Consider the following 20,151-nt stretch of genomic DNA (forward strand, 5'->3'; position numbering starts at 1 on the left):
CTCCGGCCATGCGCAGGCTATCGGCAGAGCGTCCGGCTGTGTCGGCTAGATGTCCGCGATGGCGGCCAGCGGTGGGGTGCGTGCGGCCCGGATGCCCGGCCACAGCGCGGCGAGCACGCCGACGACGGCCGAGGAGATCAGCACCAGGACCAGCTGGGTCCACGGGATGTCGATCTGGTCGATGCCGAAATCCCGTAGCGTGCGCAGGAATCCGATGCCCAGACCGATGCCGAGGACCACGCCGACGAGGGCGCCGAACACCGCGATCAGCATGGACTCCAGGTAGATCGTGCGGCGAATCTGCGAGCGCATGGTGCCGACGGCGCGCAGCATGCCGATCTCCCTGCGCCGCTCCACCACCGAGAGCGCGAGCGTGTTGATGATGCCGAGGATGGCGATCACCACGGCCAAGGCGAGCAGGCCGTACAGGATGGCGAGCAGGGTGTTGATCTGGCGGCCCTGCGCGCCCTTGAACTGCTCGCGGTCCTGCACCTGAACGACCGCGAATTGATCGGTCGCCTTCGCCAGGTCGGCGCGCATCGCGGCCACGTCCGCGCCCGGCTTCGCGTTGACGAGGACGTAGAAGTTGTTGCGGAACGCGGTCGGCGTCACCGCTTCGAAGATCGCTGGCGGCACCACCAGGTCGCCGAGCAGCGGCGTCTTCTTGTACACGCCCGCGATGGTGACCGGCACCTTCTGGTTGCGGTCCAGCGTGGTGAGCTCGATCTGCTGACCGGCCCGCCAATCGTGCTGGGCCGCCTCGTCGTCGGAGACCAGGATGCCGCGCTCACCGAGGGTGCCCGTACCTTGCAGGATCTCGTAGTTCAGCGCGCTGTCGATCGGACCGTCGGGCGCGACGCCCGCCAGCCGATCGTCACCGACCTTCACCGCGACGCCGCGGAAGCCGATCACCTCGGCGGCCTCCGGCACGCCGGCGCGCACCGCGTCCGGCACGCCCAGCGGCAGTCCGATCAGCTGGGACTGCTGCGGGCCCGCGAGCACGTACTCGGACTTGACGCCCTTGTCGACCAGCACCGCGACGCTGGCCTTGGCCGACGTGCCGAGCATGCTGATCAACGACACCAGCATCAGGCCGAGGGTGAGCGCGAAAGCCGTCGCGGCCGTGCGGCGCGGATTGCGCGCCGCGTTGTTGCGCGCCATCCGGCCGATCGGCCCGAACGGGCGGATCAGCACCCCGAGGCCGCCGACCACGGGACGCGACAGCGCGGGCGAGGCGAGCAGCACGGCGAGGATCAGCGCCAGCGCTCCCGCACCGACCGTCGCCGCGGCGCTGCCGCCCGTCGAGCGGGAGCCGAGCAGCACGAGCACAACGCCGACCACGGCGAGCACCGCGCCGACGGCGGTGCGGATCCGCAACGATTCACCGGCGGAAGCGAATTCCTCCCGCATCGCCTCGACGGGCGGGATCTTCGCCGCCCGGCGCGCGGGCGCGTAGGCGCTGATCACGGTGACGACGAGACCGACAACCAGTGCGACGACCACCGTGCGCGGCAGCACCGCCATGGAACCGGTGGGCAGGCCGAGATCGAAGGCGTTGAGCACCGCCGAGAGCCCGAACGCCAAGCCGACGCCCGCCGCGAGGCCGATCACGCTGCCGATCGCGCCGATGACCAGCGCCTCGGCCACCACCGAGCCGCCGACCTGCCCGCTGCTCGCCCCGACCGCCCGCAACAGCGCCAGCTCGCGCAGCCGCTGCGCGACGATCATCGCGAAGGTGTTGTAGATGATGAACGTGCCGACGATCAGCGCGATCGCGCCGAACGCGAGCAGGAAGTAGTTGATGAAGTTCAGCGCCTGGGAAACCTGGGCTTTCATATCGGCGCGCACCTGCTCGCCGTTCTGCACCTTGAAGTCCGGCAGCGCGGCGGCGATCCGGTCGCGCAATTCGTCGCCCGAGCCGGAGGCGGCGATGTCGATCCAGGCGACGTGCGTGCCGTCGGTGAACAGCTGCCTGGCCTGCGCGTCGTCGAAGTAGAGGCCGATGAATCCACCGGTGTCCGAAGGCAACTCGTAGATGCCGCTGACGGTGACGTCGAGGACCGGCCGCTGCTGGGTGCTCTGCGACGGGATCAGGAGCTTGGTCCGATCCCCCACCTTCAGACCGGCGACCTCGGCGCCCCCGCTGTTGATCGCGACCTCCCCCGCCTTCGTGGGCGGCGTGCCCGCGACGAACGTCGGCGGTTCCGCGACCGCGTGTTCGGGCGGGACGTAGGACTCGCCCCAGCTGGGCGCGCCGCCGGTCTGCACCGGCTTCTTGCCCTCGGGGTCGAGCAGCACCAGCGGGCCGTTCACGCTCGGCGCGACCGCGCGCACGCCGTCCATCCCCGAGACCATGTCCACCACGCCGAGCGGGACGCCGAAGGACTGCTGTTCCTTCGGGCTCACCCGCACGTCGACACCTTTCGCCTGGCTGGCGAACAGGCCGTCGAAGGTGCGCTGCAAGGTGTCGGTGAAGACGAACGAACCCGCGATGAAGGCGGTGCCGAGCACCACCGAGAGCAGGGTCAGCGCCAACCGGACTTTGTGCGCGGCGAGGTTGCGGAGCGCGACCTTGCGCATCGGACTGCCGTTCATCACGCTTCCCCCCGCCCGACGACCGCGGTCCTCATGCCTGCTCCAGCGACTTCATCCGGTCCAGCACCGATTCCGCGGTGGGATCGCGCAATTCGGAGACGATCCGGCCGTCGGCGAGGAAGATCACCCGGTCGGCGAAGGACGCGGCGTGCGGCTCGTGGGTGACGATCACGACCGTCTGGCCGAACTCGTTCACCGCGGCGCGCAGGATGGACAGCACCTCCTCCGAGGCGCGCGAGTCCAGGTTGCCGGTCGGCTCGTCGCCGAAGATGATCTCGGGCTTGCCCGCGAGCGCCCGCGCGCACGCCACCCGCTGCTGCTGGCCGCCGGAGAGCTCGCTGGGCCGGTGATCGAGCCGGTCGCCGAGCCCGAGCCGCTTGATCACCGTGTGGAGCCAGTCCTCGTCGGGGTCGCGGCCCGCGATGTCCAGCGGCAGCGTGATGTTCTCCAGCGCGGTCAGCGTGGGCACCAGGTTGAACGCCTGGAAGACGAAGCCGATGCGGTCGCGGCGCAGGCGGGTCATCTGCTTGTCGGTGAGGTCGGTCAGATCGGTCTCGCCGATGCGCACGGTGCCGGAGCTGGCGCTGTCCAATCCGGCCAGGCAGTGCATGAGGGTCGATTTGCCGGAGCCGGAGGGCCCCATGATCGCGGTGAACTCCCGCTTCGCGAACTCGACCGACACCCCGTCCAGCGCCTTGACCTGGGTATCACCCGACCCGTACACCTTGGACAGGTCGGCGGCGCGCGCCGCGATCTCGGTCGGAGTCACCGTCTCGGCGGTCTCGGCCCCCACAGCTTGCGAAGTCATGCCCTCCAGTCTGTCTGCGAACCCCGCCCCGCGCCATCAGGGATTCCCCCGAATACCCCGGTCGTACGGCTCAACCGATCGGCGCGGACCGCCACCACTTCTTCAGCGTGCGCGGTCAGGGGGCATCCAACACGCTCGCCGGAACGCCGTAGGGCAGGAACCGCACCCGACGCTGTGGATCGGTGTTGTCGCGGTGCGCGCGTAAGGCCTCGAGTTCGCTCGGGAAGACCTGGTCGACCCTGGCCTCGCCGGTGTCGTCGATGCTGTAGATCGCCCAGACCCCGCTGCCGGTCTCACCCGTGGTCTCGGGTTGCGGTGGACGTGACCGCTCCGGTTGGACGAACTGACCGAGAAACGACGCCACGGAACCGACGCTCGCGTGATCTACGCGATCCAGGTACACGCCTGCTTTCCCGAGCAGGTCGCGGAGCTCGGTTCCCGCCTCACGCAGTGCGCGTTCGATATCTTCCGGATCGATGCCGAAAGGCCCGTTGTCTGGCATCGCATGCTCCTGGGGACGAAGTTGGGCGCTACGTCCTCAGTGTCCTCGCGAAACGCCGACTTCGCCACGCCGACCTCACCCGTCCCCGACCGGCGCCTCGACGCCGGTGGCGGAGCCCGGACCACGAGTGCCGCCCAGGGCGGGTCACAGGTGAGAGCCCACGTCCATGCGCTGGTGGAGGATCCGGATGACCTCGAGGTCGGCGTCGGCGTCGATCCGGTAGCGAATGACAATGGGAGGCCGCGGTCGCTAGTTTGCGGTAGCCGGGGCGGATCTCGTCGCAGGCGTGACCGACGCCGGGTGTCGCGGCGGCGGTTTCGATCGGATGCGCCGCACCTAGCTGTTGGGCTGGTCGGCGTCCCACGTCTTGCTGTGTCTACTTCAGGATGAGGAGCGCGGATTTCTCTATGCGGTCGGCGATTTCGGAGTAGGAGGCGTAGCCCATGCCCGCGCGGACGAGGGCGCCGGCGTAGAGGAGTTCGAGGGATTCGACGATGTCGGGGTCGGCGTCGGGGCCGAGGGCGCGCAGGATGCGTTTGCGGATCTCGGCGCCGATGCGGTCGCGCAGGTGCGCGACGTCGGGGTCACGACCGAGGAGTGCGCTGGTGACGGCGCCGGAGAGTTCCTGCTCGTCGGCGACGAGCATGGCGATGTTGCGCAGTTCGGCGACGACGCGGTCGTGCGGGTCGTCGGATTCGCTCGCCGGTGACGGCGAGGCGACGAGCCGCCGCCAGAAGATCTCCGCGACCAGGTGTTCCTTGGAGGAGAAATAGGTGTAGGCCGTGGCGGTGCCGACACCGGCGGCCGCGGCGACCAACCGGATGGTCATGCCCGCGAAGCCCTCGCGGGCCAGCACCTCCACGGCCGACTTGGTCAGTTTGTCGACAGTGTCGGCCTGTTTCCCGCTGAGGCGACGCCGGGTCGCCTCCAGCATGATGGAATCACCTTCGGACATGTGTCCAGACACTATCAGTCCCCATCAGTTCTTGGCGGACGCCACCCCGGCCCTGCGACCGTAGAAGCTGCCGTCGCCGAGCGAGGCCCCGCTGACGTATCCGCCCGCGCACAGCCCCGAGGTACAGCGACCCGCCGCGTACAGTCCGGCGATCGGTTCACCGGAGACGTGCAGCACCCGCGAGTCCAGATCCGTGCGCAGCCCGCCGAGGGTGAATCCCGCGGTGAAGTTGCGCATGTCGAAGGCCGCCAACGGCGTACCGATCGGGCGCACCCACTCCGGCTTCTTGCCGAGCAGCGGATCCTTGCCGTCGGCCGCGTGCCGGTTGTAGGTCTCGACGGTCGATTGCAGCGCCTTCTCCGGCAAGCCCATGTCGGCCTCGAGCTCTGCGACCGATTCCGCCACCCAGGTCGGTGGCTGCCGGAAGAAGGGCGTCGCGGTCACGGTCTTCAGCGCCGCCTCGTAGGACGCCTCGTCGATCACCAGGTACGCCTGGTTCTCCTGCTGGATCAGCGTGGCCTGTCCGATCCGGCCGGGATAGGTGTCCTCCGGGATGTAGCGCTGGCCGCGCCCGTTCACCAGGATGCCGCGCACCAGCAGCTGTGGATCGCCGAAGAAGGCGACCTCCGTGGCGTCCATGTGCGCCAGGTCCGCGCCGAGCGCCTGCGCCACCCGGATGCCGATGCCGTCGTGCTCCTCGATGGCGGCGGCGGGCCTGCCGATCAGGCGCGGCGCGTATCCCTCGATCATCTGCGCGGCGTAGGCGAAACTGCCGGTGGCCAAGACGACGCCGCGTTCGGCCCGGATAGCGACCTCCTTGCCGAAGTGCGCGGCGACCACGCCGACCACCCGATCGTCGTCGTCCACGATCAGCCGACGGATGCGCGTGTCGTATTCCACTCGCACACCGAGCTTTTCGGCCGTCTCGGCGAGCGGCTTCATGAGCATGTAGCCGCCGCTGCGCTGCCCGATCCGCTTGTCGGCGTACTGCGGGACGTGTCCGCGCGGCGCGGGCGTGGCCAGGGTGTTGAACGGCGCGGCGTTCTCGCCGCCGGAGTACATCAGGCCCTCGTCGTGCGGCGGCTCCCAGCCGGGCTCGCCCCAGAACGCCTCGCGGAACGGCACGCCGCACGAGACGAGCCAGTTGTAGTGCTCGACGCTGTTGCGGCAGTAGTCCGCGATCTTGGCCGAATCGACGCCCGGCCCGAGCGCGGCGAGCAGGAACTTCTCCATGTTCTCCGGGCTGTCCTCGAACCCGAGCGCGCGCTGCAACGGCGTGCCGCCACCGAGGTAGATGAACCCGCCCGCCATCGCCGCGGCGCCGCCCCATCCGCCGGAGCGTTCCAGGATGAGCACGTCGGCGCCCGCCCGCGCGGCCTCGATGGCGGCGCACACCCCGGCGATGCCGTACCCCGCGACGACGACATCGGCGGAGTGTCCCCATTCGGAGACTGCACTGGCGCGCAGTGGACGGATGGACTTGGCGTCGGTCATATTCGCTTCCTCGTGGTTCGGTGCGATGTCACGCGGTCTCGGACTTGTCGGCGGCGGCCCGCGCGGCCTTCTTCTGCTGCGCCACGATTGTTCCCACCAACAGGTCGAGTTTGGTGCCGTTCGGCCAACCCACGTAGTGACACAGGAACAGCGCGATCTCGTGCAGCTGCTCCTCGGTGAGTTCGCCGTTGCGCAGCGCGGCGCCGATCTGGATGCCCGCGGTGTCCATCAGACCCTGCGCGGTCAATGCCCCCAGCAGGAGCAGACGGCGGTCCCGCACGCTGAGCCCGGGCCGCGACCACACGTTCGCGAAAAGGTGATCGGCGGTCATGGCGAAGTGATCGCCGGGGTAATCCTGGAATTCGGTGCCGTAGACCTCGGCCATCTTGGCGAGGCCGCGCTGCCGGACGGTGTCTCCCGTGCCGTTGGCATCGTCGGCCGCGCCATTGGCGTTGTCGGTCATGAGTTCTGCCTTTCGAAGGTGTTGTCGCCGACGCCGAGGCCGGGACCGAGGCGCTCGAGCGCGAGGCGGGCCAGCGGCAGGTCGAGCGCGAGCCGGTCGCCGAGTTCCAGGGCAAGGCCGAGGTCCTTCTCGCCGAGATCACGCACGTGGCGCAGGATGGGCAGCCAGAAATCGTCCGGTTCGATCGGGGCGGTGCGGTCGCGCAGCATGATGGCGCCGGGGCCGCCGGTGACCGCGTCGGAATGCCGGACGATCTTGCCCAAAGCGGTGATGTCGAGTCCGGCGGCCTCGGCGAGCCGTTGCGCCTCGGTGGCGGCGGTGAAGGCGACGAAGTGCAGAAGGTTGCGCGCCAGCTTCATTCGCGTCCCCGCGCCGACCTCCCCGGCGTGCACGACGAGATCGGCGAAACTGCCGAAGGGCTCGCGCACCCGCTCGAACGCCGTCGCGCTACCGCCGACCATGACCGCGAGCCGACCCAGTTCGGCGCCGGGTCCGCCGCCGCTGACGGGCGCGTCGACGAGATCGATGCCGCGTTCGGCGCAGGCGACGGCCAGCTCCTCGGCGGTTCGGTCGGCGATCGTGGAGTGCACCGCGATCACGGTCCCCGGCGCGGCGGCGCCCGACAGTTCGCTGACCACGGCGCGCACCTGCGCGTCGTCGAGCACCGCGACGCAGACGATGTCGGCGGCCGCGGCGACCCCGGCGGCCGAATCGACGGCCGCCGAACCGGCTTCGGCGAACGGACGCACCGCCTCGGGCCTGGTGTCGCACACCGTGAGGCCGCCCGGCCAGGCCAGCAGCCGCTTGGCCATCGGCGCGCCCATATTGCCGAGGCCGACGAATCCGACGCGCAGCGGTGCGTTCATGAGCGGAAGATCTGTCCGCCGTCGACATTGAAGATCTGCCCGGTGACCCACGCTGCGTCGTCCGAGAGCAGATACAGGCAGGCGCCGACCAGATCCTCCGGCGTGCCCATCCGTTTGAGCGGCAGCCGCTTGATCATGTCGTCCACGATGACGCCCGGCGTCACGGTCTTGGTCGCCTCGGTGTCGATGGGCCCGGGCGCGATGGCGTTGATGCGGATCTTGGAGCCGCCGAGTTCGAAGGCCAGCTGCTGGGTGAGTCCGTTGACGCCGACCTTGGCCAGGCCGTAGAAGCCGGAGTACACCCAGGCCGCGGTGGACGACTGGTTGACGATCGAGCCGCCGCCCGCGCGCACCATGTGCTGGAACACCGCCCTGGTCATGTTGAGCGCGCCGTCCATGTTCACCGACATGAACTTCTTGTAGTAGTCCCACGGTACGGTCAGCAGCAGGTCGAGTTTCATCTCGCCGTAGATGGCGGCGTTGTTCACCAGGTGGTCGATCGCGCCGAACTCGCCGACGGTGAATTCCGCGAGGGCCGTGGCGGATTCGGGGTCGGCGACATCTACCTCGCCGAACACCGCGGTGCCGCCCGTCGCCGTGATCTCGGCGGCGACGGACTTGCCGCGCTCGACATTGCGATCGGCTACAACGACTTTCGCGCCCTCCTCGGCCAGCGCCTTGGCGTAGACCGCGCCGATGCCCTGCGCGGCACCGGTGACTATGACGGATCTTCCGGCGAAACGCCCCATGGGGTCCTCCACAACTCTCTGCCGATCGGCTTGCGTTCCAGCGGGTTTCACCCCGCGGTGGCGATCAGCTTGGTTTCCAGGTATTCCTCGAACCCGGCCACGCCCATCTCGCGGCCGATGCCGGACTGCTTGTAGCCGCCGAACGGCGCGTCGGCGGAGTACCAGACGCCGCCGTTGACGCTCAGCGTTCCGGTGCGCACGCCCTCGGTGACGCGCCGGATTCGCTCGGGATCGGCGCCCCACACCGAGCCGGACAGCCCGTAGGGGGAATCGTTGGCGATGCGGATGGCGTCCTCGTCGCCGTCGTGCGGGATGATCACCAGCACCGGGCCGAAGATCTCCTCGCGCGCGACCGTCGCGCTGTTGGGCAGGTCGGCGATCAGCGTCGGCTCGACGAACCACCCGCGCTCCCGTTCGGCCCGACGGCCGCCGACCACGATCCGCCCGCCCTCGGCCCGCGCCATGTCCAGGTAGCCGAGCACCCGATCGCGTTGACGCCGCGAGATCAGCGGCCCGCACACGGTGCCGGGGTCGGTGGGATCGCCCGGCACGATCCGGCCCATGGTGGCCGCCGCCACCTGCACCGCCTCGTCGTAGGACGCGCGCGGCACCAGCAGGCGGGTGGTCAGCGCACAACCTTGCCCGGCGTGCACGCACACCGAAAACGCCGCGACGCCAACGGCTCCGGCGATGTTCGCGTCGTCGAGCACGATGAACGCGGATTTGCCGCCCAGCTCGAGGAAGGTCTTCTTCAGAGTGGGCGCCGCGGCGGCCATCACCAACCTGCCGGTCTGGGTCGAGCCGGTGAAGCTGACCAGGTCCACCCGCGGGTCGACCGATAGCCGGGCGCCGAGAGCGTGATCCGACGACGTCACGATGTTCACCACGCCCGGCGGGATATCGGTCTGTTCGGTGATGATCGCGCCGACCGCCGCCGCGCACCAAGGCGTGTCGGGAGCGGGCTTGAGCACCACCGTGTTTCCGGCCGCGAGCGCGGGACCCAGTTTGGCGAAACCGATCTGATGCGGGAAGTTCCACGGGGTGATGGCGCCGACCACGCCGATCGGTTCGCGGCGCAGCGTCCTGCGAGTCTTGATGCCCATCGGCTCGGCGACGCCGAGATCGGTTTCCCACTGGTAGTTTTCGGCGAGATTCGCGGGAAAGGCCAAGTCCGCGATCGGCCCCTCGAGCTGCGGGCCCTTGGTGAGCATGACGGGCGCGCCCGCCTCGGCGACGGTGATCTCGCGCAGCGCCTCGACCTCGGCCTGGAGAGCGACGCGCAACTGTGCCAAGCACCGGGCGCGGAAGGCGTGGTCACGGGACCAGTCGGTGTCGTCGAAGGCGGCGCGCGCGGCGGCGATCGCGTCGTCCATATCGGCGGCGTCCGCGTTCGCGGCGAGCCCGAGGGTCTCCTCGGTCGCGGGGTTCACCGTCTCGAACACGCCGTCGCCGCCCTGGCGGAGTTTGCCGTCGATCAACAGGCGCGACCCGTCGGCGGGCAGGAGACTGTTCATGGTTGCTCCAATACTGTCTGGACAGGTGTACGGAATATAGTCCGGGCACGCTCCACGATGCAAGAACATGTTTCACTATCGACGATCGACGCGACGCCGACCCGGTACCGGATACGACCGATCCATTGTCTCGATATTCGAGCGCTGGTAGTGTCCAGACACATGTCCAGCTATGTGTCTTCGCGGACGGCGGCTTTCGCTGCCCGGCGCGAGAACTCGTTACGGAATCATCGGAGAGCACCATGACGGCAGCCTCGTTGGAACCGCTGACCTTCGACCCGTACGACTACGGCTTCCACGACGACCCGTACCCCACCTACCGTCGGCTGCGGACCGAGGCGCCGCTCTTCCACAACCCCGATCTGGACTTCTGGGCGCTGTCCAGGCACGCCGACGTGACGGCCGGATTCCGTGATGCCACCCGGCTCTCGAGCGCCAACGGCGTCTCGCTCGACCCGGCGGCGTGGGGACCACACGCGCACCGGGTGATGTCCTTCCTGGCCATGGACGATCCGCGGCACATGCGGATGCGCAAGCTGGTCTACAAGGGCTTCACGCCGCGCCGGGTCGCGGAGATGGAGGAGCGCGTCCGCGAGATCACCCTCGCCTACCTGGAGCCCGCGCTCGCACGCGAATCCTTCGACTGGATCGAGGATTTCGCGGGCAAGCTGCCGATGGACGTGATCTCCGAACTGATGGGCGTTCCGGAACAGGACCGCGCGGAGATTCGCCGCCTCGCCGATCTCGTGGTGCATCGCGAGGACGGCGTGCTGGACGTGCCGATGGCCGCGGTGGAGGCCTCGATCGAACTGTTCGGCTACTACACCGACATGGTCGCCGAGCGCCGCCGCGATCCCGGCGACGATCTGGTCTCCGCGCTGCTGGACGCCGATATCGACGGCGACCAGCTCAGCGATCGAGAAGTCATCGGCTTCATGTTCCTGATGGTGGTCGCGGGCAACGAGACCACTACGAAACTGCTGGGCAACGCGTTGTACTGGGCCGCGCGGCACCCCGCCGAATACGCGAAGGTGGTGGCCGAGCCCGGCCTGGTGCCGGACTGGGTCGAGGAGACACTGCGCTACGACACCTCCAGTCAGATCGTGGCGCGCACCGCCACCGTCGACCTCGACTACCACGGCGCGACAATTCCCGCGGGCGCCAAGGTGCTGCTGCTGATCGGTTCGGCCAACCGCGATTCCGCCGTTTTCGACGACGCCGACACCTACCGCATCGATCGACCCGACAAGGGCAAGCTCGCCAGTTTCGGTGCGGGCGTGCACTTCTGCCTCGGCGCCCACCTTGCTCGCCTGGAAACCGTTGTCGCCCTTCGTGAATTCGTCGCTCGGGTGCCCGCCTACCGCGTCGCCGACAGCGGCATCGTGCGCGTGCACTCGACCAATGTCCGCGGCTTCGCCGCCCTTCCCCTGACCGTGGAGAGGTAGATGCCCCGCTACGAACCCCACCCCGACCGCAGGCCCTCGCTGATCGCGGGCGCCTCCTCCGGTATCGGCGCCGCGACGGCGCTCGCGCTCGCCGAACTCGGCCACCCGGTCGCGCTCGGCGCACGGCGCGTCGAACTGTGCGAGGAGCTGGCGGCCAAGATCCGCGCCGACGGCGGCGCCGCCTACGCGCACCGGCTCGACGTCACCGACGGGAACTCGGTGGACGAGTTCGTCACCGCCGCGGAGCGCGAGCTCGGACCCACCGAGATCCTGGTGTCCGGCGCGGGCGACATCGAATTCTCGCTGGTGCAGGAGATGGACCCCGAACGTTTCCTGCGCCAGGTCCACGTGCACCTCGTCGGCGCGCAGCGGCTGGTGCACCGGGTACTGCCCGGCATGCTCGAACGGCGGCGCGGCGACGTCGTGCTCATCGGTTCCGACTGCGCGCCCGAGCCCCGGCCGCGCACCGGCGCGTACAGCGCGGCCAAGGCCGGACTGGAGGCGATGGCGGTGCAGCTGCGAATGGAGTTGGAGGGCAGCGGAATCCGTGCCTCGGTGGTGCGGCCCGGACCGACGCTGACCAACATGGGCATGGACTCGACGCCGGAAGTCGTCGGTCCATTGCTCGAGGACTGGAAGGTGTGGGGCTTCGCCCGACACCCGCACATGCTGCGCGCCGGTGATCTCGCGGCGGCGGTGGTAGCCGTGGTGTCGGCGCCGCGCGGGGCGCATCTGGTGCTCGTCGAGGTGCAGCCCGAGGCGCCGCTGCGCTGAATCCACAGCGCAGCGGCGCTCGATATCCAGCGCTGCGGCGCCCTGTCCGGCAAGCCTGGCGTGAGACAATAAGAACGTGTTCTAATTCCACACCGAGGGACGCGCGCGGCGCACCGCGGCGCGCGTCGCAATCGCACGCCTGGGAGACACCCGATGAGCACAACGCACGCCACGGACGAGCGGACCGCAAGCTTGCCGCCCCGGATCACCACGGAGCTGATCGCGCGACTGACCGGCATGGTCGCCGCCGACGCGAAGGCTCGGCCACCGTTCCCGATGACCGAGGTCTACACCGGCGCCCATGTCGGCGACCTGCCGCAATCCCGCCCCGAGGACGTCACCGCGGCCTTCGCCACCGCCCGCGCCGCGCAGCGGGAGTGGGCGAGTTGGCCGCTGCGCCGCAGACTCGCGGTGTTCGAGCGGGCGCACGAGCTGTTCCTGCGGGAGGGCGAGACGATCGCCGACCTCATCCAGATCGGCTCCGGCAAGACCCGGCGCATGGCGCTCGAGGAATCGTGCGACGTGCCGATGGTCATCAGCCACTACCTGAAGACCGCGCGCCGGGTGTTGCGCCCCCGTCGACATGGCGGCCCGATCCCGTTGGTGACCAGTTCGTTCGAGGAACACCGTCCCAAGGGCGCGATCGCGGTGATCGCGCCGTGGAACTTCCCCTTGGCCATCGCTATCTCCGACTCGGTGCCCGCCCTCATCGCGGGCAACGCCGTCATTCTCAAGCCGGACAACAAGACCGCCTTGTGCGCGCTGTTCGGCGTCGAACTGCTGTATCGGGCGGGTTTGCCGCACGGGCTGTTCCAGGTCGTCTGCGGCACCGGTCCCGACGTCGGCCCCGCACTGATCGGCGGCTCCGATTTCGTCATGTTCACCGGTTCCACCGCTACCGGGCGGGTGGTCGGCGAGCAAGCGGGCCGCCACCTCATCGGATGCAGCCTCGAACTCGGTGGTAAGAATCCGATGCTCGTGCTGGACGACGCGAATCTCGACGACGCGATCGCGGGCGCGATGTTCGCGGTGTTCGGCAACTCCGGCCAGGCCTGTATGCACATCGAGCGGATCTACGTGCACGAGCGAATCCACGACGAATTCCTCCACCGCTTGGTCGCGGCGGCCGAGGAACTCGGGTCGAAAATGGGGGCCGCCTACGACTACGCGCCGGAATTCGGCTCGCTCGTCTCGACCGACCAGCTCGCCAGGGTGGCCGAACACGTGGCGGACGCGCGCGCGAAGGGCGCCACCGTGCACACCGGCGGCCGGGCGCGTCCCGACATCGGACCCGCCTTCTACGAGCCGACTGTGCTGACGGGCGTCACCCCCGACATGGTCCACGCGACGGCGGAGACCTTCGGGCCAGTGGTGAGTGTCTATCCGTTCCGCGACGACGACGAGGCCATCCGCCTCGCCAACGACACGGACTACGGACTCAATGCCAGCGTGTGGACGACCGACCTCGCCCGGGGCAGGCGGATCGCGGACCGGCTCGAGTCGGGCAACATCAATATCAACGACGGCTTCGTCGCCACCTACTCCGCCAAGACCACACCGTCGGGCGGGGTGAAGCAGTCCGGCGTCGGCACTCGGCACGGCGACCAAGGCCTGCTGAAGTACACCGACACGGTGAACATCGGCGTGGTGAAACTCCAGGTCTTGGCCGCCCGCGCCCGGCTGTCCTACGAGATGCAGGTCAAGATCACCCTGGCCACACTGCGGTTGATGCGGCGCACCCGCCTCCGTTGAGACCGCGATCGTTTCGCCGAAGATCGTCCGCCCCGCCGATCCGGTAGCGTGGCGCTCGGGGTGGACCGACGAGATCAGAAGTGGCAGGTGCGAGACGAGTGAGCATTCGGGATATTCCGCTACGGACCCTGACCGGTGCGTCGACGACGCTGGGCGAGCTGGCCGGTGACAAGGCGGTGCTGCTGGTCAACGTGGCGTCCAAATGCGGTCTGACGCCGCAGTATTCGGCGCTGGTCGAGCTGCAGCAGACCTACGGTCCGCGCGGGTTCACCGTGATCGGCGTGCCGTGCAACCAGTTCATGGGTCAGGAACCCGGCTCGGCCGAGGAAATCCAGGAGTTCTGCTCCATCACCTACGGCGTCGACTTCCCGCTGTTGGAGAAGACCGACGTGAACGGCGAGAACCGGCACCCGCTCTACCGCGAGCTGGTCGAGACCGCCGACGCCGAGGGCGCCGCGGGCGACATCCAGTGGAACTTCGAGAAGTTCCTCATCGATCGCGACGGCAAGGTGGCGGCGCGCTTCCGCCCGACCGTGAAACCCGAAGACCCGACCGTGGTTTCGGCCATCGAGTCGGCTCTCTAGAACCAGTCGGTCTCGTTGCGCGCGGTCCTCTTCCGGGCCGCGCGCTCACCGCGGCTAGTCCCGCGCTCGCAGCGCCGCCGCGAACCAGTCGAAGACCTCCGCGAGTTCCTGCGGCGCGGGCCAGCCGTTGACGGCGGCGACGAGTCGCCAATACCGCTCCACCCGTATGTCATTGGCGATCGCCAGGCGCTCGAGCATCCAGCGGCGCAGGTCGGTGTCGTCGGCGCGGCCGAAGGTGTGGGCGTAACGCGCGGTCAGCTCGTCCACCACGGCGACGGCGGCCTGTTCGTCCGGGCGCACGCCTGCGGCCAAGGCGGCGCCGACCAGGTCGCGGACGGCCTCGGTCAATTCGTGGTGCAGTCCGGTGGTGTCGCCGTTCGCGCGCTCGCTGGCTTGGTACTCGGCCATCCGCCGCACGGCCGCGCGGAAATCGGCGTCTCGAGCGAGCTCGGCCAACTCCATCCAGGCCCGGACCTGTTCGGGCCTGGGATCTTCCGGCAGGTCGGGCACTGTCGAGCGGAGCAGCTCGACGAGTTCCGGATTGGCGTCCATGTCCGACAGCCTGGCTTCTCCCCTTGGTGGAGACGCAAGTTCAGGATCGGATGCGCTCAACTCAGCGGGGCGGTGCGCCACCAGTTCATGAATTCGTCCTGGGTCGCGATGAAACCGACGCTGTACATCAGGAAGTTCTCCCGCTTTTTCGCGCCGGTGAACACCGTGATCATGCGCGGGCGCTTGGCGGCGGGATGACCTTCGAGCAGGTAGTTGGTGTAGGTCTCACGGCCGTGCTTCGCGGTGGATCTGGCGTGTCCCGGCAGCGCGTCGACGGCGGCCTGCACATCCTCGGGCGAGCGGTAGACGAACAGCTCGTAGCTGGCTTTGTTCGGACCGCCGAAGCAGTACCAGTACGCGGTCCAGTTGCCGAAATCCGGTGCGCCCGCGTCCATCGCGTTGGCGGAGCCCTCCTCGTGCGCGAAGCAGGTGGAGCCGTTGTGACCGGGGCCGGTGTGCACGACGTTGTCCTCGTCCACCTCGGGGGTCATGCCGGGGAACGCCTTGCTGATCGACGCGATGTTGTCGGTGTGAGCGTCGTCGTCGTATTGCTCCGAGGTCGTCGGCGCCGCACTGGTCTTCGCGGGGCGTTGAGTCGATGACGCCACCTCGACGGCGCTGGTCGACGGAACCGAGGCTTCCGGTTCGGATGAACCGCGATCGCGGACGATTCCGTTGGCGGCAAGAAGGGCGAGCGCCGCTCCGATTGTGACGATCACCGCGGTGCGGCGAGACCTGGTGCGTGCGTGTCCGCGGCCCCGGGCGTGCTGCCTCGAACGCGCCTGCGCCCCAGCGGAACCCGGTAAGAATCCCGGTCCCACGCCCATACGCGTCTGCGGAGAGTTGGGCGTGTCGGCCGGAGGTGCCGCGTTTCCGGATACGGAAGAGTGCCGTGAGCCCGATCGGTCCGGGTACTCCCGCCAGGCGGCCTGCTCGTTCGATCTGGCGGCCTGCGAAGGCGCTGCACCGGAACCGTGCGCCCAATGGTTTGCTTGCTGCCCGGGCGCAGTGCCCGAAGTGGCGGCAGGCGAGGACGTGTATCCGCGCGGACCAGCGGGCGGGCTCGGGTGACCGGGTGCCGGTGGGGTCGAATAGCCGGTAGGCGTTGCGGAGTAGCCCTCGTCGGGTATCGAGTACCCGGGCATCGTCTGCGTGGACGGGCGCTGGGTTGCCGATGAACGATGGCCGAAATCGTTGTGCGCCAGCGGAAACGGACCAGAGCCAGGATCGGCGAGCGCCCGCCGGGCCGCCTCGGCGAACTCCGCGCAGGAGTCGAACCGGCCGTCCGGGCGCTTGGCGAGCGCACGCGACAGCACCGCGTCCAGCGCGGGCGGCAGACCAGGGCGGACGGTGCTCAGTCGCGGCGGCGGCTGGGTCATGTGGCCCTGGATCACCGCGACCGGGTTGCTCGCCTCGAACGGCACGGTGCCGGTCAGCATGCGAAACAGGCTGCACGCCAACGAATACTGATCCGAGCGGTGATCGAGCACCGCGCCGGAAAGCTGCTCGGGCGAGGCGAAAGCGAGTGTGGCGGTGAAGGTTCCGGTCTGGGTCAGCTTGCCCGTGTCGTCGCGGAAGCGGGCGATGCCGAAGTCGGTGAGGAACACCCGTTCCAGGCCGCCCTCGGCCCGCTCCAGCAAGATGTTGGCGGGCTTGACGTCTCGGTGCAGTACGCCCTTGCCGTGCGCGAAGTCGAGCGCCTTGGCGGTCTCGGTGACGATCTGCACCGCGCGTCGCGGCGGCAGCGCGCGAGCGTCCAGTGACGCCGCGTCGACACCGTCGACGTACTGCATCGAGATCCAGAGCTGCTCGCCCTCCACCCCGCGGTCGAACACGGTGACGATGTTCGGGTGGTCGAGCTGGGCGACCAGATCGGCCTCCCGCTCGAACCGCGCCCGAATCTCGGTGTCGAAGAACAACTCTCGATTGAGCAGCTTCAACGCCGTCCACCGCGGCAACCGCGGATGCCGCGCCAGGTACACCGACCCCATGCCCCCGCGCCCGAGCAGGCGTTCGACGGTGTACCCGGCGAAAACCGCGCCGTTGTCAAGCATGCGTCAGTTCAGCGGCGCCGAACGCCACCAGCGCAGCACCTCGTCGATGGTGCCGACGATGCCGTCGGTGTACATCAGGAACTGCCCCCGGTCGGGGTCGCCGGTGAAGACGGTGACCATCTTCGGGCCGCTGTTCTCGAATTTGTAGTTGGTGTAGGACTTTCCGCCGTTGCTGTCGGTCGACTTGGTGGCGTCCGACGGCAGGTTGTTCAGCGCGGCCTGCGCGTCCGCGGACGACTTGTAGACGTAGATGGTGAAGAACGGGTCGTCGTTGTCGCCACCGCCGAAGCAGTCCCACTGGTAGGCCCAGTTGCCGAAATCGGGTGTGCCATCGGTGGGAACGGAGGGACGGTCGGGCGAGTACGCGCCGCAGGTGGCGCCGTTGTAGCCGGTGTCGCCGTCCTTGTCGGCCGGAACCATGCCGGGGAACTCGTTGCTGATGGCGGCGGCGTCGGCGGTCACCGGACGCTTGGTCGTCGTGACCGGCGCGGTGGTCGTGGTGCCGCCGCTACCGGAAGACGAACCGCCGCTCACCGCGACGCCGATGCCGACGACGACGGCGATCAGCACCACGACGCCAACAGCCAGCGCGGCGATCAGGCCGGTGTTCGACTTGCGCGGCGGCTGGTGGCCACCGCCCATCGGGTGACCGCCCCCCATCGGCGGGCCGGGCGGCGGCGCGAACCCGTACCCGGACTGCTGTGGATACTGCCCGCCGGGGCCGGTCTGCTGGTGCGGGCCGGTCGCGGTCGGCATGGCGCCCTGCGGCGTGGCCATCGGCTGGCCGGTGAGCGGCTGCGAACCGCTGGTCGTCGGGCCGATCGGATACTGGCCGCCCGTCACCGGGATCGGCCCGCCGGTAATCGGATGCGGAGCCGAGATCGGCTGCGGCGGAGCGGTGACCGGACGCTGGCCGCCGACCAGCGGCATCGACGGCGCGCTCTGACCCGACAGCGCGGCCTGCGCCGCCGCAGCGAACTCCGAGCAGCTGGCGAAGCGATCGTCCGGCCGCTTGGCCATCGCCTTGGCGAGCACGCCGTCCAGCGCGAACGGCAGTCCGGGGCGGACGCTGCTCAGCGCGGGCGGCGCCGACTGGAGGTGTCCTTGGATGACCTGGGCCGGGTTGGTCGCCGCGAACGGACCGCTGCCGGTGAACAGCCAGAACAGCGCGCAGGCCAACGAGTATTGATCGGAGCGGTGGTCGAGGGACGCGCCCGTCAGCTGCTCGGGCGAGGCGTAGGCCAGCGTGGCGGTGAAGGTGCCGGTCTGGGTGAGGTGGCCGGTGTCGTCACGCAGCCGGGCGATGCCGAAATCGGTCAGGTAGACCCGCTCGCCGCGGCCGCCGGTGGACCGGGCGAGCAGGATGTTGGCCGGTTTCACGTCGCGGTGCAGCACGCCCATGCCGTGCGCGTAGTCCAGCGCGTCGGCGGTCTCCTTGATGATCTGCACGGCGCGCTCGGGCGGCAGCGTCTTCGGATCCACCGAGGCGGCGTCGATGCCGTCGATGAACTGCATCGAGATCCACAGCTGCTCGTCTTCCAGACCGCGGTCGTAGACCGTGACGATGCCGGGGTGATCGAGCCGGGCGACCAGATCCGCCTCCCGTTCGAACCGCGCCCGCACCTCCTTGTCGAAGAACAATTCGCGGTTCAACAGCTTCAGCGCCGTCATCCGCGGCAGCCGCGGATGTTTCGCCAGGTACACCGAACCCATGCCACCGCGACCCAATTGCCGTTCGATGACATAGCCGGCGAAAACCTCACCGCTGGCCAGCATGTCTGCTCCAATTCCCGCCTGCACCGGGACCCGCCGGGAACAGGCGTACAGCATAAGAATGCGCGGTCAGCGCTTACCCGACCACGGAAAACATCGAAACCTTAGCAGCAGTCGCGTGGCCTCAGGATGCCCGAGGAGACGGGGGTATGCCAGGCGACATCAATAGCGAAAAGCTATGGCGGAGGGCGTGGTTCGGGCGGTTGCGGGCCGTTTCCGGCCCCCGGACCGGCGGGTGCGCTCCGCCCCCGCCGCACCCTGTCCGGCAGGGCGATGGTGATCGGTCGGGCGGTGCGGGGAGTCCGTGCTCGCGGCGGCACCGATGGGGTTGACTGTGCGCCGTCGGCTGTCGCCGAGCCTTCCGCGCTTCCGGCCGCCGAGGAGGTGTGCCGCGCATCCGCTCCGGCACTTGCCCGTCCTCCGTTGGGCGGCGCGGACTCGCCGTGCGGCAAGGAATTTCGCCCTGAGTTCGGCGACTGATCAGCGGCGGCGCCTGGTGATGAGGTGCCTGGCCGTGTGGTGCCAGCGGGGGGCGACGTCGTATTCGACTGCCCGGCCCCAGTCGATGGCGACGACATGTCCGCCCGCCCGACACCGGCGGTAGGCCGACCGTGGTTCGACGGCTGGCCGCCAGCGGAGGGCGACGTCGTATTCGACTGCCCGGGCCGGACGTTTGGCGGAGCCGCCTGTTCTGTCCCCGTGCCGGGCACGATCGCCTGCTCGGCGCCACCGACCGGCATGGCCGCGTCCGAAGGCAATGGCAGTGTTCGCGGCAGACCCGTCGGGCGTCCGGCATACGGCGAACCAGCCTGGGCTCGGTCGTCCACCGGTTGCGGGTGGTCGGTCCGCGCGTGCGGGGTCGCGGGGAGCGGATACGCGGCGGTCCCGTGCGGGCCTGCACCACGGGTCAGATCCACCGCGCGCTGCGGACCGAGGGGGGCTCCGGTGTGTGGCGGGAGACCGCTCCGGCCCGGCCCCGGCGCGGTCGGACCTCGATGTCCGGGGACACCGACATGGGGCGGCGAACCGGTATGCGGAAGCGAATTCGCCTGCGGCGGAACCCTCCTCGACTGCGCATTGTCCGCGCGCGGCGCGAAACCACCCGATTGCGGCGGTCGTCCGGAATGCGGCGGGTCGCTCGCGTACGACGGATGAGCCGCGCCCGTCCCGTTCGGCGGCGGTCCGAATCCCGTGGGCGGCAACATCCCACCCGACTGCGCAGGCACACCCGGATGCGACGGATCAGTCCCGTGCAGAGGACGAGCAGCACG

16 protein-coding genes are annotated in these 20,151 nt (G+C 69.3%); 4 read left to right on the forward strand and 12 right to left on the reverse strand.

The window, feature by feature from the left end; all coding sequences use genetic code 11:
- Positions 1–45: 45 nt before the first annotated feature.
- The 9 genes from ABZV58_RS20660 to ABZV58_RS20700 form a co-directional block, all read right to left on the reverse strand.
- On the reverse strand, positions 46–2,595 hold the full coding sequence (locus tag ABZV58_RS20660; RefSeq protein ID WP_355001773.1) for an FtsX-like permease family protein: 2,550 nt from the start codon (positions 2,593–2,595) through the stop codon (positions 46–48).
- Positions 2,596–2,626: 31 nt separating this feature from the next.
- Positions 2,627–3,403, reverse strand: a complete 777-nt coding sequence (locus ABZV58_RS20665; RefSeq protein ID WP_355001774.1) for an ABC transporter ATP-binding protein — start codon at positions 3,401–3,403, stop codon at positions 2,627–2,629.
- Positions 3,404–3,518: 115 nt separating this feature from the next.
- Positions 3,519–3,905 (reverse strand): hypothetical protein, encoded by a 387-nt coding sequence (locus ABZV58_RS20670; RefSeq protein WP_355001775.1) that lies wholly within the window; start codon positions 3,903–3,905, stop codon positions 3,519–3,521.
- A 376-nt stretch (positions 3,906–4,281) separates the two neighbouring features.
- Complete coding sequence (locus tag ABZV58_RS20675) at positions 4,282–4,860, reverse strand: TetR family transcriptional regulator (protein WP_067791578.1); 579 nt, start codon at positions 4,858–4,860, stop codon at positions 4,282–4,284.
- 24 nt (positions 4,861–4,884) lie between these two features.
- Positions 4,885–6,354 carry an FAD-dependent oxidoreductase gene (locus tag ABZV58_RS20680; protein ID WP_355001776.1) on the reverse strand — a complete coding sequence of 490 codons (1,470 nt, stop codon included), beginning with the start codon at positions 6,352–6,354 and terminating at the stop codon, positions 4,885–4,887.
- Between the two features lie 28 nt (positions 6,355–6,382).
- A complete protein-coding gene (locus ABZV58_RS20685) occupies positions 6,383–6,817 on the reverse strand; it encodes a carboxymuconolactone decarboxylase family protein (protein ID WP_355001777.1) in 435 nt (144 codons plus the stop codon).
- Complete coding sequence (locus ABZV58_RS20690; protein ID WP_355001778.1) at positions 6,814–7,683, reverse strand: NAD(P)-dependent oxidoreductase; 870 nt, start codon at positions 7,681–7,683, stop codon at positions 6,814–6,816. The genes ABZV58_RS20685 and ABZV58_RS20690 overlap by 4 nt, the downstream gene beginning before the upstream one ends.
- Positions 7,680–8,432, reverse strand: a complete 753-nt coding sequence (locus ABZV58_RS20695) for an SDR family oxidoreductase (protein WP_355001779.1) — start codon at positions 8,430–8,432, stop codon at positions 7,680–7,682. The genes ABZV58_RS20690 and ABZV58_RS20695 overlap by 4 nt, the downstream gene beginning before the upstream one ends.
- A gap of 47 nt (positions 8,433–8,479) precedes the next feature.
- Positions 8,480–9,946 (reverse strand): aldehyde dehydrogenase, encoded by a 1,467-nt coding sequence (locus tag ABZV58_RS20700; RefSeq protein WP_355001780.1) that lies wholly within the window; start codon positions 9,944–9,946, stop codon positions 8,480–8,482.
- A 242-nt stretch (positions 9,947–10,188) separates the two neighbouring features.
- Between ABZV58_RS20700 and ABZV58_RS20705 the strand changes: the two genes are divergently transcribed.
- The 4 genes from ABZV58_RS20705 (at position 10,189) to ABZV58_RS20720 (ending at position 14,501) form a co-directional block, all read left to right on the forward strand.
- Positions 10,189–11,391 (forward strand): cytochrome P450, encoded by a 1,203-nt coding sequence (locus ABZV58_RS20705; protein ID WP_355001781.1) that lies wholly within the window; start codon positions 10,189–10,191, stop codon positions 11,389–11,391.
- Complete coding sequence (locus tag ABZV58_RS20710; RefSeq protein ID WP_355001782.1) at positions 11,392–12,165, forward strand: SDR family oxidoreductase; 774 nt, start codon at positions 11,392–11,394, stop codon at positions 12,163–12,165.
- Between the two features lie 153 nt (positions 12,166–12,318).
- Complete coding sequence (locus ABZV58_RS20715; RefSeq protein WP_355001783.1) at positions 12,319–13,917, forward strand: succinic semialdehyde dehydrogenase; 1,599 nt, start codon at positions 12,319–12,321, stop codon at positions 13,915–13,917.
- A gap of 98 nt (positions 13,918–14,015) precedes the next feature.
- On the forward strand, positions 14,016–14,501 hold the full coding sequence (locus ABZV58_RS20720; protein ID WP_355001784.1) for a glutathione peroxidase: 486 nt from the start codon (positions 14,016–14,018) through the stop codon (positions 14,499–14,501).
- 54 nt (positions 14,502–14,555) lie between these two features.
- Here the strand turns inward: ABZV58_RS20720 and ABZV58_RS20725 are convergent, their stop codons facing one another.
- Genes ABZV58_RS20725 through ABZV58_RS20735 form a run of 3 tightly spaced genes read right to left on the reverse strand, consistent with a single transcriptional unit; the run spans position 14,556 to position 18,883 of the window.
- Positions 14,556–15,053: a hypothetical protein gene (locus tag ABZV58_RS20725; RefSeq protein WP_355001785.1), complete on the reverse strand. Its 498-nt coding sequence runs from the start codon at positions 15,051–15,053 to the stop codon at positions 14,556–14,558.
- 56 nt (positions 15,054–15,109) lie between these two features.
- Positions 15,110–17,107, reverse strand: coding sequence for a protein kinase (locus ABZV58_RS20730; RefSeq protein ID WP_355001786.1), 1,998 nt, complete (start codon positions 17,105–17,107; stop codon positions 15,110–15,112).
- A 3-nt stretch (positions 17,108–17,110) separates the two neighbouring features.
- Entirely contained in the window at positions 17,111–18,883 is a 1,773-nt protein-coding gene (locus tag ABZV58_RS20735) for a protein kinase (RefSeq protein WP_355001787.1), read from the reverse strand.
- Between the last annotated feature and the right edge of the window lie 1,268 nt (positions 18,884–20,151).

Source organism: Nocardia sp. NPDC004654 (assembly GCF_040609595.1).
In the GTDB taxonomy this organism is placed as follows: domain Bacteria; phylum Actinomycetota; class Actinomycetes; order Mycobacteriales; family Mycobacteriaceae; genus Nocardia.

Bases quoted from the DNA above. Each gene is read 5' to 3' on its own strand.
- ABZV58_RS20660 (WP_355001773.1), bottom strand. From the start codon at position 2,595: ATGAACGGCAGTCCGATGCGCAAGGTCGCGCTCCGCAACCTCGCCGCG.
- ABZV58_RS20665 (WP_355001774.1), bottom strand. From the start codon at position 3,403: ATGACTTCGCAAGCTGTGGGGGCCGAGACCGCCGAGACGGTGACTCCG.
- ABZV58_RS20670 (WP_355001775.1), bottom strand. From the start codon at position 3,905: ATGCCAGACAACGGGCCTTTCGGCATCGATCCGGAAGATATCGAACGC.
- ABZV58_RS20675 (WP_067791578.1), bottom strand. From the start codon at position 4,860: ATGTCCGAAGGTGATTCCATCATGCTGGAGGCGACCCGGCGTCGCCTC.
- ABZV58_RS20680 (WP_355001776.1), bottom strand. From the start codon at position 6,354: ATGACCGACGCCAAGTCCATCCGTCCACTGCGCGCCAGTGCAGTCTCC.
- ABZV58_RS20685 (WP_355001777.1), bottom strand. From the start codon at position 6,817: ATGACCGACAACGCCAATGGCGCGGCCGACGATGCCAACGGCACGGGA.
- ABZV58_RS20690 (WP_355001778.1), bottom strand. From the start codon at position 7,683: ATGAACGCACCGCTGCGCGTCGGATTCGTCGGCCTCGGCAATATGGGC.
- ABZV58_RS20695 (WP_355001779.1), bottom strand. From the start codon at position 8,432: ATGGGGCGTTTCGCCGGAAGATCCGTCATAGTCACCGGTGCCGCGCAG.
- ABZV58_RS20700 (WP_355001780.1), bottom strand. From the start codon at position 9,946: ATGAACAGTCTCCTGCCCGCCGACGGGTCGCGCCTGTTGATCGACGGC.
- ABZV58_RS20705 (WP_355001781.1), top strand. From the start codon at position 10,189: ATGACGGCAGCCTCGTTGGAACCGCTGACCTTCGACCCGTACGACTAC.
- ABZV58_RS20710 (WP_355001782.1), top strand. From the start codon at position 11,392: ATGCCCCGCTACGAACCCCACCCCGACCGCAGGCCCTCGCTGATCGCG.
- ABZV58_RS20715 (WP_355001783.1), top strand. From the start codon at position 12,319: ATGAGCACAACGCACGCCACGGACGAGCGGACCGCAAGCTTGCCGCCC.
- ABZV58_RS20725 (WP_355001785.1), bottom strand. From the start codon at position 15,053: ATGGACGCCAATCCGGAACTCGTCGAGCTGCTCCGCTCGACAGTGCCC.
- ABZV58_RS20730 (WP_355001786.1), bottom strand. From the start codon at position 17,107: ATGCTTGACAACGGCGCGGTTTTCGCCGGGTACACCGTCGAACGCCTG.
- ABZV58_RS20735 (WP_355001787.1), bottom strand. From the start codon at position 18,883: ATGCTGGCCAGCGGTGAGGTTTTCGCCGGCTATGTCATCGAACGGCAA.